The sequence below is a fragment of the Klenkia sp. PcliD-1-E genome, from assembly GCF_024124375.1.
Taxonomy (GTDB): domain Bacteria; phylum Actinomycetota; class Actinomycetes; order Mycobacteriales; family Geodermatophilaceae; genus Klenkia.
The window spans coordinates 1-13615 of record NZ_JAMXRZ010000035.1; the positions used below are offsets into that span (position 1 = coordinate 1).

Consider the following 13615-nt stretch of genomic DNA (forward strand, 5'->3'; position numbering starts at 1 on the left):
CGCAGCACCGAGCGGACCGGCCAGCTCCGCGCGGCCCCGCTCCTTGAACGCGACGACGGCCGGGCGGACCGGCCCCGCGTACGCCCCGGCCGCGACGGTGGGCGGGAAGCCGTCCGGGTGCCGCCGGGGGGCGGCCAGCCGGGGCCGGGTCAGCAGCACCGCGCACCGCGGGCAGAGCAGGTGACCGGGCCGGCCGCACCCGGCGCACACCCGCGGCAGCACGAGGTCCACCAGCGGGTCGAGCAGGTGGTCGAGCAGCGCGCGCAGCACGGCGCCGATCGTGCCCGCACCCGGACCGTCGCGGGCCCGGCCTGTGGACAGCGGTCAGAGCGGGTAGAACGGGCTCCCGCCGGCCACTGGGCCCTGCCCGCGGACCAGGGTCGACCAGGTGCCCCCGGCCAGCTGCCACAGGGTGCCGCCGGCCACGACCAGCACCGGGCGGGACGGCGCCGCGGCGACCGCGGTGGGCTGGGCCGGCAGCCCCGCGCTGCTGAGCGCGTCCAGGCCCCACCCGTCGACCCCGACGCCGTAGGGCGCGGTGCCGTCCTCGTCCCGGGCGCCGGCCAGCACCACCAGGTCCGACGCGGTCCGCCACCCGACGTCGACGACCTGGGACAGCTCGGGGGCCACCGCGCGCAGGTCGCGTACCGCCACCTGGTCCTCGTCGCGGACCACCGTGCCCACCAGCAGCTGGCCGCCGTCCGGCCCGTCCACCACGACCGCCGCGCGGACCCCGTCCGGCGAGAGCCGGAACACCCGGGCCGGGCCGAGCCCGGGGAGCGTGGTGGCGCTGACCGTCTGCGGCGAGCCGGTCGTCGGGACCCGGATGACCTCGCTGCCGTCGCGCACCGTCCACACCTCCTCGCGGGTGGCCGCGACCGTGGGCACCGTGAAGCTGCCCCCGCTCAGCACCGGGGCCAGGTCACCGCCGTAGGGCCCGACCAGCAGGGACGTCGTCCCGCCGGCCACCCCGACCGCGACCGTCGTCCCCAGCTCGTTGGTGCGGGTGTCGGCGGTGACCGCGGCCGACACCAGGCCCAGCTGACCGGTCCCCGCCGGGCCCGGGACGGGCTCGCCGGCGGCCACGGTCCGCAGCGCCCCGTCGGCGACGTAGTGCCCGACCGAGGCGGCGGGCACCGCGTCGGGGTCGAAGGACGCCCAGTCGTCGACGGTCTGCACGCCGGGGACGCCGGGCAGGTCGACGGGTTCGCCGTCGACGGTCACCCGCACGGCCCGGACGTCGTCGAGCTGGTCCAGGGACCAGACCAGCTGCGCGCACAGCACGTTGAGGGCGTCGGCGCCCCCGGTGGGCAGGCCGGTCAGGTCGACCGTGGCCACCTGCTGGTCGACGGACACGTTGCTGCGCAGCTCGACGCCGGCGGCGGGGTTGGTGACGCCGGCGGCCACCGCGGTGGAGGGGCCGGCCAGCAGCCGGTCGACCAGCGCGGTGGCCTGGGAGTCACCCGACACCAGGAACCGGGGGTCGGGGACCACCCGGGTGGCGGTCGGGTCGAGGAAGTAGGCGTCGACCTGGTCGTAGGTGCGGGCGAAGTCGGGTTCGAGCTGCACCAGGCCGTCCTCGGGGTTGGCGATGCGCCACTCCCCGTCCTCCTCGACCAGGGCGAAGGTGAAGGAGAAGGCCTGCCCGGCGCCCACGGTGAAGGAGCCCTGGGTGTCCACCTTGCCCACCAGGCCGGCGGTGAGGGTGACGCTGCCGTCCGCCGACGCCACCGGCGCGTAGTCGGCGCTGATCACCGTGACGCCGTCGGTGTCGTCCCAGTCGCCGGCGGCCTCGGCGGTCAGGTACTGCCGGGCCACCGGGTGGTTGCGGGTGGTGCTGGCCATCGCGTCGACGAAGCCGCGCACGACCTCCTCGGGGCTGGCGCCGGCCACCGGTGGCAGCGCCTCGATGCCGACGTCCTCGGGCGGTTCGGCGACCTGGGTGATCTGCACCGGCGCCGAGCTGTCGGGGACGGTGCCGCACCCGGCCACCGAGCCCAGCACCACCAGCGCGGCGACCGCGGCCCCGAGCCTCACCGCGGGCTCCTGACCCGGCGGACGACGACCGGGCGCAGCGGCAGCGGCGACCCGGTCAGCTCGGCGCCGACGGTCAGCGGCAGGGTGAGCCGGAACTGCGCGCCCTGGCCCGGCTGGCCCCACACCTGCAGCCAGCCACCGTGCAGCCGGGCGTCCTCCAGGCTGATCGACAGGCCCAGCCCCGATCCGCCGACGGTGCGCACGCGGGCCGGGTCGGCCCGCCAGAACCGGTCGAACACGTGCTGGGCCTCCTCGGAGTCCAGGCCGATGCCGTGGTCGCGGACGGTGACCGCGGCCGCCGTCCGGTTGGCGGCCAGGGTGAGCTCGACCGGGTGGCCGGCGCCGTGCTCGATCGCGTTGCCGACCAGGTTCCGCAGCACCCGCTGCACCCGCCGCGCGTCGACGTCGGCGATGACCGGCCGGTCGGGGGTGCGCACCTGCAGCTCGCAGCCGTGCCGGTCGGCCAGGCTGGTGAGGTCCCCGGCGACCCGGCGCAGCAGCGGGCCCAGGTCGGTCGGCTCGGCCTCCAGCAGCGCAGCCCCCGCGTCGTAGCGGCTGATCTCCAGCAGGTCCGACAGCAGGGCCTCGAAGCGGTTGACCTCGGCGTAGAGCAGCTCGGCCGACCGGGCCAGGGCCGGGTCGAAGTCCCCGCGGGACTCGTGCAGCACCTCGGCGGCCATCTGCACGGTGGTCAGCGGGGTGCGCAGCTCGTGGGAGACGTCGGAGGTGAACCGCTGCTGCAGCTGCGACAACGCCTCGAGCTGGGTGATCTGCTTCTGCAGGCTGTCGGCCATCGCGTTGAAGCTCGTGGCCAGCCGGGCCAGGTCGTCGGTGCCGCTGACCGTCAGCCGCTCCTCCAGCCGGCCCTCGGCCAGCCGCTGCGCACCCTGGGCGGCCCGGCGCACCGGGCCCACGACCAACCGGGTGACCAGCACGCCGATGCCGACCACGAACAGGGTCAGCGCGATGCCGCTGATGGCCACGGTGCTGCGCACCAGCGACAGGGTCTGCTGCTCCTGGTCCAGCGGGAAGGCGTAGTAGAGGTCGACCTGCTCCCCGCCGGGGCCGTCGATGGGCACCGGCGCCCCGATCAGCAGGGTCGGCACGTCGCGCACGGCTCCCTCGGGCACGGTGGCGTACTGCCAGACCTGGGTGCCGGAGTCCACGGCGGCCACCAGCTCCGGCGGCAGGTTCCGGTACAGGGTGAGCTGGCTGCCGGCCGAGCGGGCCTGGTCGCCGGTGCGGTACACCAGCACGGTGTCGAAGTTGCCGGCCTCGCCGTTGCGGCTCTGCAGCTCCCGGACGGTGCGGGCCAGTGTGGTGCGCACGCTGGCCGCGTCCCCGGTGGCGATGCCCGAGACCTGGGACTGGGCGTAGGCCACGCCGGACTGCGCCTGGTCGATCGCGGCCTCGCGCTTGACGTCGAGCAGCTGGTTCTTGATCTGGTTGAACAGCACGACGCTGACCACCACGACGACGACGCCGGCCACCAGCATGGTGATCGCGCCGATGCGCAGCTGCAGGGAGGACCGCCAGGCCCGCCAGCCGGCCGCCGTCCACCGGCGGAGGGTGGCGGTGACCGCCGCGCGGCGGTTCACCGCCGGGTCATGCGGGGCCGGCCTTGTAGCCCACCCCGCGCACCGTCAGCACGACCTCCGGGCGCTCGGGGTCGCGCTCGACCTTCGACCGCAGCCGCTGCACGTGCACGTTGACCAGCCGGGTGTCGGCGGCGTGCCGGTAGCCCCAGACCTGCTCCAGCAGCAGCTCGCGGGTGAAGACCTGGCGGGGCTTGCGGGCCAGCGCGACCAGCAGGTCGAACTCCAGCGGGGTCAGCGCGATGGCCTCGCCGTCCCGGCTGACCTGGTGGGCGGGGACGTCGATGGTCAGGTCGCCGATGCTCAGCGTCTCGGCCTGGCCGGTCTCGCCCCGGCGCAGCTGCGAGCGCACCCGGGCGACCAGCTCGACGGGCTTGAAGGGCTTGGTGACGTAGTCGTCGGCGCCGGCCTCCAGGCCCTGCACGACGTCGATGGTGTCGCCCTTGGCGGTGAGCATGATGATCGGGACGGCGGACTGGGCGCGGATGTCGCCGCAGATCTGCAGGCCGTTGCGGCCGGGGAGCATCAGGTCGAGCAGGACCAGGTCGGGGCGGACCTGGTTGAAGGTGGACAGCGCACGGGCGCCGTCGGCGACGAAGGCCGGCTCGTAGCCCTCCCGGCGCAGCACGATGCCGAGCATCTCGGCGAGCGCGGCGTCGTCGTCGACGACCAGCACGCGTCCGCGGGCACTTCCAGGAGCAACAGGGGACGGCACGCTGCACAGTGTGCCCGCTCGACGGCCCCCGGCATGCGGAGCATCCCGGGGGCCTCGTCGAGCGGAACAGATGTCAGCCCCGCTCAGCGGGACGTCGCCGTCCCGAGGCGAAGCCTCAGTACCGGTAGTGGTCGCTCTTGTACGGACCCTCGACCGGGACGCCGAGGTACTCGGCCTGCACCTTGGTCAGCTCGGTGAGCTTGACGCCGAGGGAGTCCAGGTGGAGCCGGGCGACCTTCTCGTCCAGGTGCTTGGGCAGCACGGTGACGCCGGGGGTCTGGCCCTCGTAGGCCGCGCGGTTGCCCCACAGCTCGATCTGGGCGAGCACCTGGTTGGTGAAGGAGTTGCTCATCACGAAGCTGGGGTGCCCGGTGGCGTTGCCCAGGTTCAGCAGCCGGCCCTCGGAGAGCACGATGATCGTGTGGCCGTCGGGGAACCGCCACTCGTCGACCTGCGGCTTGATGTTCGTCTTCACGATGCCCGGGGTGCGGGCCAGGCCGGCCATGTCGATCTCGTTGTCGAAGTGGCCGATGTTGCCGATGATCGCCTGGTGCTTGGTGGCGGCCAGCTGCTCGGCGGAGATGATGTCCTTGTTGCCGGTCGTGGTGACCACGATGTCGGCGGACCCGATGACGTCGTCCAGGGTGGTGACCTGGTAGCCCTCCATCGCGGCCTGCAGCGCGCAGATGGGGTCGATCTCGGTGACGATGACCCGGGCGCCCTGGCCGCGCAGCGCCTCGGCGCAGCCCTTGCCGACGTCGCCGAAGCCGCAGACGACGGCGACCTTGCCGCCGATCATGACGTCGGTGGCGCGGTTGATGCCGTCGATGAGGGAGTGCCGGCAGCCATAGAGGTTGTCGAACTTGCTCTTGGTGACCGAGTCGTTGACGTTGATCGCCGGGAAGAGCAGGCGGCCGTCGCGGGCGAGCTCGTAGAGCCGCAGCACGCCGGTGGTGGTCTCCTCGGTGACGCCCTTGATGCCCTCGCCGATGCGGGTCCAGTACTGGTCGTCGGCGGCGATGGTGTCGCGCAGCACCTGCAGGACGACGCCGAACTCCTCGCTGTCGCTCTCGGTGGTGTCCGGTACCGCGCCGTCGGCGGCGAACCGGGTGCCCAGGTGGACCAGCATCGTGGCGTCGCCGCCGTCGTCCAGGATCATGTTCGGGCCGATGACCGTGCCCGAGGAGTCACGGAACTCGAACAGGCGCTGGGTGCACCACCAGTACTCCTCCAGCGTCTCGCCCTTCCAGGCGAACACCGGGACGCCGGCCGGGGCCTCGGGGGTGCCCTCCGGGCCGACGGCGATGGCCGCGGCGGCGTGGTCCTGGGTGGAGAAGATGTTGCAGGAGACCCAGCGGACGTCGGCGCCCAGCGCGGTCAGGGTCTCGATGAGGACGGCGGTCTGCACGGTCATGTGCAGCGAGCCTGCGATGCGGGCGCCGGCCAGGGGCTGCTCGTCGGCGTACTCCGCGCGCAGGGCCATCAGGCCGGGCATCTCGTGCTCGGCGAGGGTGATCTCCTTGCGGCCGAAGCCGGCGAGGGAGAGGTCGGCGACCTTGAAGTCGCCGTCGGTCAGGGTGCGCGCGCCAGTGCTGGCGGTCATGTCGCTCCAGAGATTGTCCCGGCCGCGCCCGGTGGCTGCGGCTGCGTCGGATCTGTTCGTGAGCGAGCATGCCGAGGCTTCGGCGGGGCTCGTGCCGTCGTCCACGATAGCCGCCCGACGGCGACGTCGCCCCGGTCAGCGGATGAGGTGGACGTCATCCCTCATGTCGGCGACCTCCCGATCACGTCCTCCGGGTCATCGCCCCGGGTAGTCCAACACCGTCACCCGTGCTGGGCCTCGGCGCGCCGCTCGGCCAGCAGCTCGTCGACCAGCGAGCGCTCGGCGTGCAGACCGGCCAGGCTGCCTCGCAGCGTCTGTGCCGGGGCAGCCGGCTTCTGCACGACGAGCCGCCCTTCCTCGACGGTGATGTGCAGCTCGTCGCCGGGGCGGAGGTCGAGCGCGTCGCGCAGTTCGACGGGGATGACCAGGCAACCCTGTTGACCCATCACGGCCGTGGTGCCCATGGGGGCATGGTGCACTGCAGGCCGGTGGCGTGCCACGGACTCAGAGCAGCGCGGTCGTCGCCCGGAACAGCACCGCGGGCCCGCTGGCGTGCACCGTCTGCCCAGCCGCCACGAACGCCGCACCGCCGGGAGCCAGGGTGATCTGCTCCCCGCCCGCCTCGAGCACGGCGGTCTGCTCGACGCACAGCAGGATCTGCGGGCCGGGGGTGGTCAGCTCGCCGGGTGCGGTGTCGACCGCCACGCGGGTCAGGTCGAAGTCGTCGATCGGGACGGGGTAGCGCAGCCCGCCCGGGCCCAGGACCGGCCGCAGGACGGGCACCTTGCCGTCGGTGAAGTCCAGGACCTCGACCAGCGCGGCCAGGTCGATGTGCTTGGGGGTCAGCCCGCCGCGCAGCACGTTGTCGGAGTTGGCCATCAGCTCGACGCCGCTGCCGGCCAGGTAGGCGTGCAGGTTGCCCGCGGGCAGGAAGACCGCCTCCCCCGGCTCCAGGGTGAGGTGGTTGCACATCAGCGAGATGACGACGCCGGGGTCGCCGGGGTACTTCTCGGCCAGCCGGGCGGCCCAGCGGTAGGTGTTGACGAACTCGGGGTCGTTGGCGGCCACCGACGCCGCCGCGCGCTCCGCGACGGCCGCGACCAGCGACTCCCGGCGCCGGCCCGACAGCGCCAGCAGCTGGGGGACGGCGACCTTCAGGCCGCCCCGGGCGAGTGCGGCGATGGTGGGCTTGAGCTCGGGCAGCTGGAGCTTGGCCAGGCAGTGCAGGGACTCCTCCACCGGCCGGAACCCGCACAGCGCCTCGACCGGGGTGAGCGCGCACAGGATCTCGGGCTTGTGGTTGGCGTCCTTGTAGGTGCGCGTCGGGTCGTCCCGCGGGACCCCGGCCTCCTCCTCGGCGGCGAAGCCGGCCTCGGCCTGCGCCTTGGTGGGGTGCGCCTGCAGCGAGAGCGGGGAACCCGCGGCGAGCACCTTCATGAGGAAGGGCAGCCGGTCGCCGAAGCGTCGGCGCACCGGCTCACCGAGCAGGCCGGCCGGGTCGTCGGCGATCGCGGCGTCCAGACCACGGCCGTCGGGCAGCAGGCTCGGCTCGTCGGGGTGGGCCCCCATCCAGAGCTCGGCCCAGGGCCGGCCGTCGGCCTCCAGCCCCATCAGCTCGGGGATGATCGACTCGTGACCCCAGTCGTAGTGCCGGACGCTGCTCTGTATCTGCCACATCGTCCGGCAGGCTACCGGGGAGTCGCCCCCGCATCGGGGACGGCGGTCCCGGCCCGGCGGATGTCGGGCTCGAGGTAGATCAGGGTCGCGATCGGGACGGCGTCACGGATGCGGGACTCCGCCTCGTCGATGGCCCGGGCGACCGCCTCGGCGGTGTCGTCGTGCCGGACGGCGATCTTGGCAGCCACGAGCAGCTCCTCGGGCGACAGGTGCTGGGTGCGCAGGTGGATGACCGACTCCACGTGCTCGCCGCCGGCCAGGGCCTGCTCGATCCGACGCTGCACGTCGGGGGTCGCGGCCTCGCCCAGCAGCAGGCTCTTGGTCTCCACCGCGAGCACCGACGCGACGGCGACGAGCAGCAGGCCGATGGCCACGGTGCCCAGCCCGTCCCACAGGCCGTCCCCGGTGGCCGCGGTCAACCCGACGCCGACCAGGGCCAGCACGAGACCCGACAACGCCGCGGTGTCCTCGAGCAGCACCACGGGGAGCTCGGGCGCGCGGGCCCGGCGGATGAAGGCCCAGTAGCTCTCCCCCGGCCGCTTGACGGCGTCGGTCTCCTTCTTGGCCGTCCGCAGCGAGAAGGACTCCAGCACGATCGCCACGCCCAGCACGCCGAACGCCCACACCGGGCTGGTGAGCTCCTCGGGGGCAAGGATCTTGTGCACGCCCTCGTAGACGGCGAAGCAGCCACCGACGCTGAACAGCACCACCGCGACCAGGAAGCCGTAGACATAGCGGTCCCGGCCGAAGCCGAAGGGGTGCTCGGCGTCGGCGGCCCGCCGGGACGTGCGGCCCCCGATCAGCAGCAGCACCTGGTTGCCGGAGTCGGCGACCGAGTGGATGGCCTCGGCGAGCATGGAGGAGGCCCCGGTCACCAGGAAGGCGACGAACTTGGCCACGGCGATGCCGAGGTTGGCCAGCAGCGCCGCCACCACGGCCTTCGCCCCGCCCCCGTGGCCGCCTCCCTGCTCCTGCGGTGCGTCGGCGGCCGGCGTGGCTGGTTGCGTCACGGGAGGAGTCTGCCCCCGCCTGCCCGTGACCGCTCGGCGTCGAGGGCCAGCGCCAGGTACACCGCGGCGAGGTCACCGGCCAGCAACTGGCGGGCCACGGTGACCAGCCGCCCGGCGCCCTCGGGGGCACCCTGGTCGGCCAGTCCGGTGACGGGCACCGTGCGCTCGGTGGCGGTGCGCAGCACCTGCTGCAAGGCCTCCGACGCCGACCGGGGGTCGCGCTCGCCGCGGCCGTCATCGGGCGCGTGGCTGTCCCGCACAGTGATCAGCCGCAGCCGCCGCGCCTCGTCCTCGGCGCGGTCGCGGAAGAAGTCCTCCGCGGCGTCGGGGGCCAGCGGGCCGCCGAGCACGGCCTCGGCGGCGACCCGCTGGTCGGGCAGCCGGAAGGTGGGGGCGGGCAGCCCGGCGAGCGTGGCCAGCTGGTCGGCCACCCGGCCGGCGGCGGCCGAGGCGAGCGGGCCCTCGGCGACCAGCACCGGCAGCGCGTCGAGCAGCTCCAGCGCAAGGGTCTTGGCCTGGTTGGCATAGGTGGGGGTGACCGGCCCGCCGTCGGCGGCGACCGCGTCCAGGGCGTCGGCCACGGCTGCGGTGTCGGCCAGGTCGGGGGCCAGCAGCCCCAGGTCGCCGGCCAGCAGCAGCATCGGGGTGAGCAGCGACCACAACGTGGTGTGCTGCACGCGGCTGGGCGGCAACGGCACGTAGGGCGCCCGACCCCCGGCGCAGGTGGCGTGCAGCGGGGCGCCCTCGGCGCCGATGCCGACCACGGCCACGCCGCGCCGGGCCGCTTCGTGCGCCGGGGTGACTGCGTAGGCGCCGGCACCGGTGCGGGTGGCGACCACCGCGACGTCGGAGGCGCCCATCCAGACCGGCAGCTGGGGGCCCGGGACGACGTCGACGGTCACCGGGCTGGCCGGGCCCAGCAGCGCCCGGAGCACGGCGGCAGCGACCGCGCCCTCGCGACGGGCGACCACGACGAGGCCGCGGGGACGGCCCGCCGCCGTCACCCGCTCCAGCCCGGCCTCCCGGGTCAGGCTGGCGGTCTCCCGCACCTGCGCCCCGGCGCCGGCCATGGCGGGCAGCAGCCCCCGGGGGTCCCGGGCGCGCAGCAGCTCGGGGTCGTCGAGGACCTCCTCGGCCAGCTCCGGCGAGGTCATGCCGACCGGTGCCGCGCCTCGTCCAGCAGCAGCACCGGGATGCCGTCGCGGACCGGGAAGGCCCGGTCGCAGGTCGTGCACAACAGCTCGCCGGCCGCGGCGTCGACGGTGAGCGGGCTGTGGTGGGTGTCGGGGCAGGCGAGGATCGGCAGCAGCGCCGGGTCGATGCCCAGGGTCGCCGACCGGGGGTCGGCGCTCACGCGCGCACCATGCCCAGCACGCGGTCGCGGATCTCGACCATCCGGGCCTCGTCGGGGGCCTCCACGTTGAGCCGCAGCAGCGGCTCGGTGTTGCTGGCGCGAAGGTTGAACCAGGAGCCGTCGGGCAGGCTCATGGTCAACCCGTCGAGCTCGTCGACGGCGCCGCCCTCCGCGGTGAAGGCCTCGCGGACCTCGGCGGTGCGCCCGGCGGCGTCGGCGACGGTGGAGTTGATCTCACCGGACGCGCTGTACCGGCTGTAGGCCTCGGCCAGCTCGGACAGCGGCCGGGGCTGCTCGCCGAGGGCCGCCAGCACATGCAGCGCGGCGAGCATGCCGGTGTCGGCCCGCCAGAAGTCGCGGAAGTAGTAGTGGGCGGAGTGCTCGCCACCGAAGACGGCGTCGGTGCGGGCCATCTCGGCCTTGATGAAGCTGTGCCCGACCCGGGTGCGCACGGGCTCGCCGCCGTGCTCCCGGACGATCTCGGGCACCGCCGAGGAGGTGATCAGGTTGTGGATGATCGTCGTCCCGACGCCCCGGGCGAGCTCGCGGACAGCGACCAACGCCGTGATGGCGGACGGGCTGACCGGGTCGCCGTGCTCGTCGACGACGAAGACGCGGTCGGCGTCGCCGTCGAAGGCCAGGCCGATGTCCGCGCCGTGCTCGGGGACCGCGCGCTGCAGGTCGACCAGGTTGGCCGGGTCCAGGGGGTTGGCCTCGTGGTTCGGGAAGGACCCGTCGAGCTCGAAGTACATCGGGACGACGTCCAGGGGCAACCCGGCCAGCACGACGGGCACGGTGTGCCCGCCCATGCCGTTGCCGGCGTCGACCACGACCTTCAGCGGACGGCTCCCTGACAGGTCGACCAGACCGCGCAGGTAGTCGGAGTACTCCCCGAGCACGTCCCGGGCGCTGGACGTGCCGGGCGAGGCAACCTCGCGGTCGAACACGGTGCCGCCGTCGAGCAACTGCTCGGCCCAGGCGCGGATCTGCACCAGGCCCGAGTCCTGCCCGATGGGGGCGGCGCCGGCGCGGCACATCTTGATCCCGTTGTACTGCGCCGGGTTGTGGCTGGCGGTGAACATCGCCCCGGGCAGGTCCAGGCTGCCGGCGGCGAAGTAGAGCATGTCGGTGGAGCCCAGGCCGGCCTCGACGACGTCCAGGCCACGCTCGAGCACGCCCTCGGCGAAGGCCCGGGACAGCGGCACCGACGAGTCGCGCATGTCGTGCGCGGTGACCACCGCGGTGGCGCCGGACTCGGCGTGCACGAACTCGGCGAAGGCCGCGCCGATGGCGCGGGCGACGGTCTCGTCCCACTGGTCCGGGACCACGCCCCGGACGTCGTAGGCCTTGATGATCGTCGACAGATCGGGCACTGCGCTCCACCTCGGGTCGGTTCGGTCGGACGGGCCCGTGGGCCCCACCGTGACCATCGAACCCTAGCCGCCCACGGGTGGACCCGAGGGTCAGCTCCGGAAGACCACCCAGCGCAGCACGATGAAGTTGCAGACGGTCCCGAAGCCCTGGGACAGCGCCCAGGCGAGGGTGACGCGCCACCACGCGTCGGGCAGCAGCGCGAGCGCGGCAGCGTTGACGCCGAGGATCACGAAGAACGTGCTGCCGTACAGCAGGGCGAACCCGCCGGCCCGACGCGCGCCACCCTCGACCTGGAAGGCCCACCGCCGGTTGAGGGCGTACGCGGTCGCGGTGCCGCAGACGAAGGAGATCGCACGGGCAGCGGTGAAGGGCAGCCCTAGGGCCAGGCCGAGGTGGTAGACGGACAGGTCGACGACGGCGCCGAGCAGCCCGACCACGACGAAGCGACCGAGCTGACCCAGCAGGCTCCGCCGCCCGGCACCGCCGGCGGGGGACGCGGTCAGGGCAGGTTGGGGAGGACGCGCAGGTGACCGCGCCGGGTTCCCGATCCGTCGTCGGCGGGGTCGCGCTCGGGCTCGGGCCGGGCGGCCTCGCGGACGGCGTCGGCCAGAGCCAGGAGGTCGTCCCCGGTGGGACCGGCGTCCTCGGAGTCGACCTCGTGCCGGACGACGTCCCACCCGCGGGGCACGGTGAGCCGCTCGGCGTGGAATTCGCAGAGGTCGTAGCTGTGCGGCTCGGAGTACGTCGCCAACGGGCCCACCACGGCCGTCGACTCCGAGTACACGTAGGTCAACGTGGCCGCCGCGGGTTGCGCACACCCGCTGCGCGAGCAGCGCCGCGACTGCCTCACCACCGTTGCCTCACGGCTGGCACCATAACCGCGCCCGCGGCACTTCGTCAGCAGGCACTCCGCGTGCCGCCCCGAACGGGCCCGCGGTCGGGGCGTGGACCATGGGCACGTGCCCTCACCGCGGACCCCGTCCCCCGTCGTCCTGCTCGGCGGCCGGAGCGAGATCGGGCTGGCCGTGGTGCACGCGCTGCTCGCCGACGGACCGCGCGAGGTCGTCCTGGCCCGCCGTCCCCGTCCGGGTGCGGATGACCAGCCGGCGCTGCTGCGTGCCGCCGGGGCGACCGTCGTCCGTGAGGTCGACTTCGACGCCGACGACGTCGCCTCCCACCGGCAGGCGCTCGAGTCCGCCCTCGACGGGCTCGACCGGCCGGTCGTCGTGCTGGCGTTCGGGGTGCTGGGCGACCAGGCCCGCGCCGAGCACGACCCGGCACACGCCGCGGCCGTCGCGCACACCGACTACGTCGCGCAGGTGGCCGTGCTCACCCGGTTGCGAGCCGCACTCGAGGACCGGGGCGGCACGGTGCTCGTCTTCTCCTCGATCGCCGGGGTCCGGGTCCGCCGGGCCAACTACGTGTACGGGTCGGCGAAGGCGGGCCTGGACGGCTTCGTCGCCGGCCTGCAGGACAGCCTGCACGGCAGCCTGCTGCGGGTGGTCCTGGTGCGCCCAGGCTTCGTGGTGGGCCGGATGACGGCGGGGATGTCGCCGGCACCCCTGTCCAGCACGCCGTCCGAGGTCGCCACGGCCGCCGTCGCCGGTCTGCGCAGCGGGCGGGGGATCGTGTGGGTCCCGGGGTCGTTGCGCTGGGTCGCCCTGGCCTTCCGGGTCATGCCCCGGCCGCTGTGGCGCCGGCTGCCGCGGTGAGCACCGACACCACCGCCGGGCCGTAGGCTCTCCCCGCCATGCCTCGACCTCCCGCCCGACGCCGCGACCGGCACGGCCGCGGGCTGCGGGGCCGACTGGTCCCGCCCGGGGTGCCGTTGTCCCGCAGCCGGTCCGAGCAGTTCGACGACCTCGTCCTCGACGCCGTCGAGGACATCGAGCGGAACTGGGAGAAGGAGCTCGCCGGCGTGGAGTTCGCCGTCGAGGACGTGCCCTGGGTCGACCACTCCAGCCCCGACGAGGTGGTGCTGGACGCCGACGTCCTCGACGACGGGAGCGTGCCGCTGGCCCGGGTGCTCCCCGGCCGGCGGGAGGGGGGTGTGGACCACCCGCCGCGCATCGTGGTCTACCGGCGTCCCCTGGAGATCCGGGCCCACGACCCCGAGGACCTCGCCGACCTCGTGCGCGACGTCGTGGTCGACCAGGTGGCCGTCCTGCTCGGTCGCGACCCCGAGGAGATCGACCCCACTGGTTGATCCCACCGGTTGGCACACTGGGGTCGTGACGGACGGGGCGCGGG

14 protein-coding genes and 1 pseudogene are annotated in these 13615 nt (G+C 74.3%); 2 read left to right on the forward strand and 13 right to left on the reverse strand.

The window, feature by feature from the left end; all coding sequences use genetic code 11:
- From NH342_RS09075 to NH342_RS09135, 13 genes and pseudogenes are all read right to left on the reverse strand, one after another.
- Nucleotides 1–270: pseudogene (locus tag NH342_RS09075) on the reverse strand (ComF family protein); the annotation flags it as partial.
- A gap of 54 nt (nucleotides 271–324) precedes the next feature.
- Nucleotides 325–2037, reverse strand: a complete 1713-nt coding sequence (locus NH342_RS09080) for an LpqB family beta-propeller domain-containing protein (RefSeq protein ID WP_253013920.1) — start codon at nucleotides 2035–2037, stop codon at nucleotides 325–327.
- Nucleotides 2034–3635, reverse strand: a complete 1602-nt coding sequence (gene mtrB, locus NH342_RS09085) for an MtrAB system histidine kinase MtrB (RefSeq protein WP_253013922.1) — start codon at nucleotides 3633–3635, stop codon at nucleotides 2034–2036. Before mtrB ends, NH342_RS09080 begins: the two co-directional genes overlap by 4 nt.
- Nucleotides 3636–3642: 7 nt before the next feature.
- Nucleotides 3643–4347: an MtrAB system response regulator MtrA gene (gene mtrA, locus NH342_RS09090; RefSeq protein ID WP_374209420.1), complete on the reverse strand. Its 705-nt coding sequence runs from the start codon at nucleotides 4345–4347 to the stop codon at nucleotides 3643–3645.
- 115 nt (nucleotides 4348–4462) lie between these two features.
- A complete protein-coding gene (ahcY, locus tag NH342_RS09095) occupies nucleotides 4463–5950 on the reverse strand; it encodes an adenosylhomocysteinase (RefSeq protein ID WP_253013924.1) in 1488 nt (495 codons plus the stop codon).
- A 221-nt stretch (nucleotides 5951–6171) separates the two neighbouring features.
- On the reverse strand, nucleotides 6172–6414 hold the full coding sequence (locus tag NH342_RS09100) for an AbrB/MazE/SpoVT family DNA-binding domain-containing protein (protein WP_253013926.1): 243 nt from the start codon (nucleotides 6412–6414) through the stop codon (nucleotides 6172–6174).
- 40 nt (nucleotides 6415–6454) lie between these two features.
- The gene (gene manA, locus NH342_RS09105; RefSeq protein WP_253013929.1) at nucleotides 6455–7627 is read right to left on the reverse strand and encodes a mannose-6-phosphate isomerase, class I; all 1173 of its coding nucleotides are present in this window, start codon (nucleotides 7625–7627) and stop codon (nucleotides 6455–6457) included.
- Nucleotides 7628–7638: 11 nt separating this feature from the next.
- Nucleotides 7639–8637: a cation diffusion facilitator family transporter gene (locus tag NH342_RS09110; RefSeq protein WP_253013931.1), complete on the reverse strand. Its 999-nt coding sequence runs from the start codon at nucleotides 8635–8637 to the stop codon at nucleotides 7639–7641.
- The gene (locus NH342_RS09115) at nucleotides 8634–9791 is read right to left on the reverse strand and encodes an SIS domain-containing protein (RefSeq protein WP_253013933.1); all 1158 of its coding nucleotides are present in this window, start codon (nucleotides 9789–9791) and stop codon (nucleotides 8634–8636) included. The genes NH342_RS09110 and NH342_RS09115 overlap by 4 nt, the downstream gene beginning before the upstream one ends.
- The gene (locus tag NH342_RS09120; protein ID WP_374209422.1) at nucleotides 9788–9958 is read right to left on the reverse strand and encodes a Trm112 family protein; all 171 of its coding nucleotides are present in this window, start codon (nucleotides 9956–9958) and stop codon (nucleotides 9788–9790) included. Before NH342_RS09120 ends, NH342_RS09115 begins: the two co-directional genes overlap by 4 nt.
- 29 nt (nucleotides 9959–9987) lie before the next feature.
- The gene (locus NH342_RS09125; RefSeq protein ID WP_253013937.1) at nucleotides 9988–11364 is read right to left on the reverse strand and encodes a phosphomannomutase/phosphoglucomutase; all 1377 of its coding nucleotides are present in this window, start codon (nucleotides 11362–11364) and stop codon (nucleotides 9988–9990) included.
- A gap of 90 nt (nucleotides 11365–11454) precedes the next feature.
- Complete coding sequence (locus tag NH342_RS09130; RefSeq protein ID WP_253013939.1) at nucleotides 11455–11802, reverse strand: GtrA family protein; 348 nt, start codon at nucleotides 11800–11802, stop codon at nucleotides 11455–11457.
- A gap of 62 nt (nucleotides 11803–11864) precedes the next feature.
- Entirely contained in the window at nucleotides 11865–12218 is a 354-nt protein-coding gene (locus NH342_RS09135; RefSeq protein ID WP_308200629.1) for a DUF3499 domain-containing protein, read from the reverse strand.
- A gap of 106 nt (nucleotides 12219–12324) precedes the next feature.
- Between NH342_RS09135 and NH342_RS09140 the strand changes: the two genes are divergently transcribed.
- Together NH342_RS09140 and NH342_RS09145 are read left to right on the forward strand one after the other, a co-directional pair.
- The gene (locus NH342_RS09140) at nucleotides 12325–13077 is read left to right on the forward strand and encodes an SDR family NAD(P)-dependent oxidoreductase (protein WP_253013943.1); all 753 of its coding nucleotides are present in this window, start codon (nucleotides 12325–12327) and stop codon (nucleotides 13075–13077) included.
- Nucleotides 13078–13115: 38 nt separating this feature from the next.
- A complete protein-coding gene (locus tag NH342_RS09145) occupies nucleotides 13116–13571 on the forward strand; it encodes a metallopeptidase family protein (protein WP_253013945.1) in 456 nt (151 codons plus the stop codon).
- Nucleotides 13572–13615: the final 44 nt, after the last annotated feature.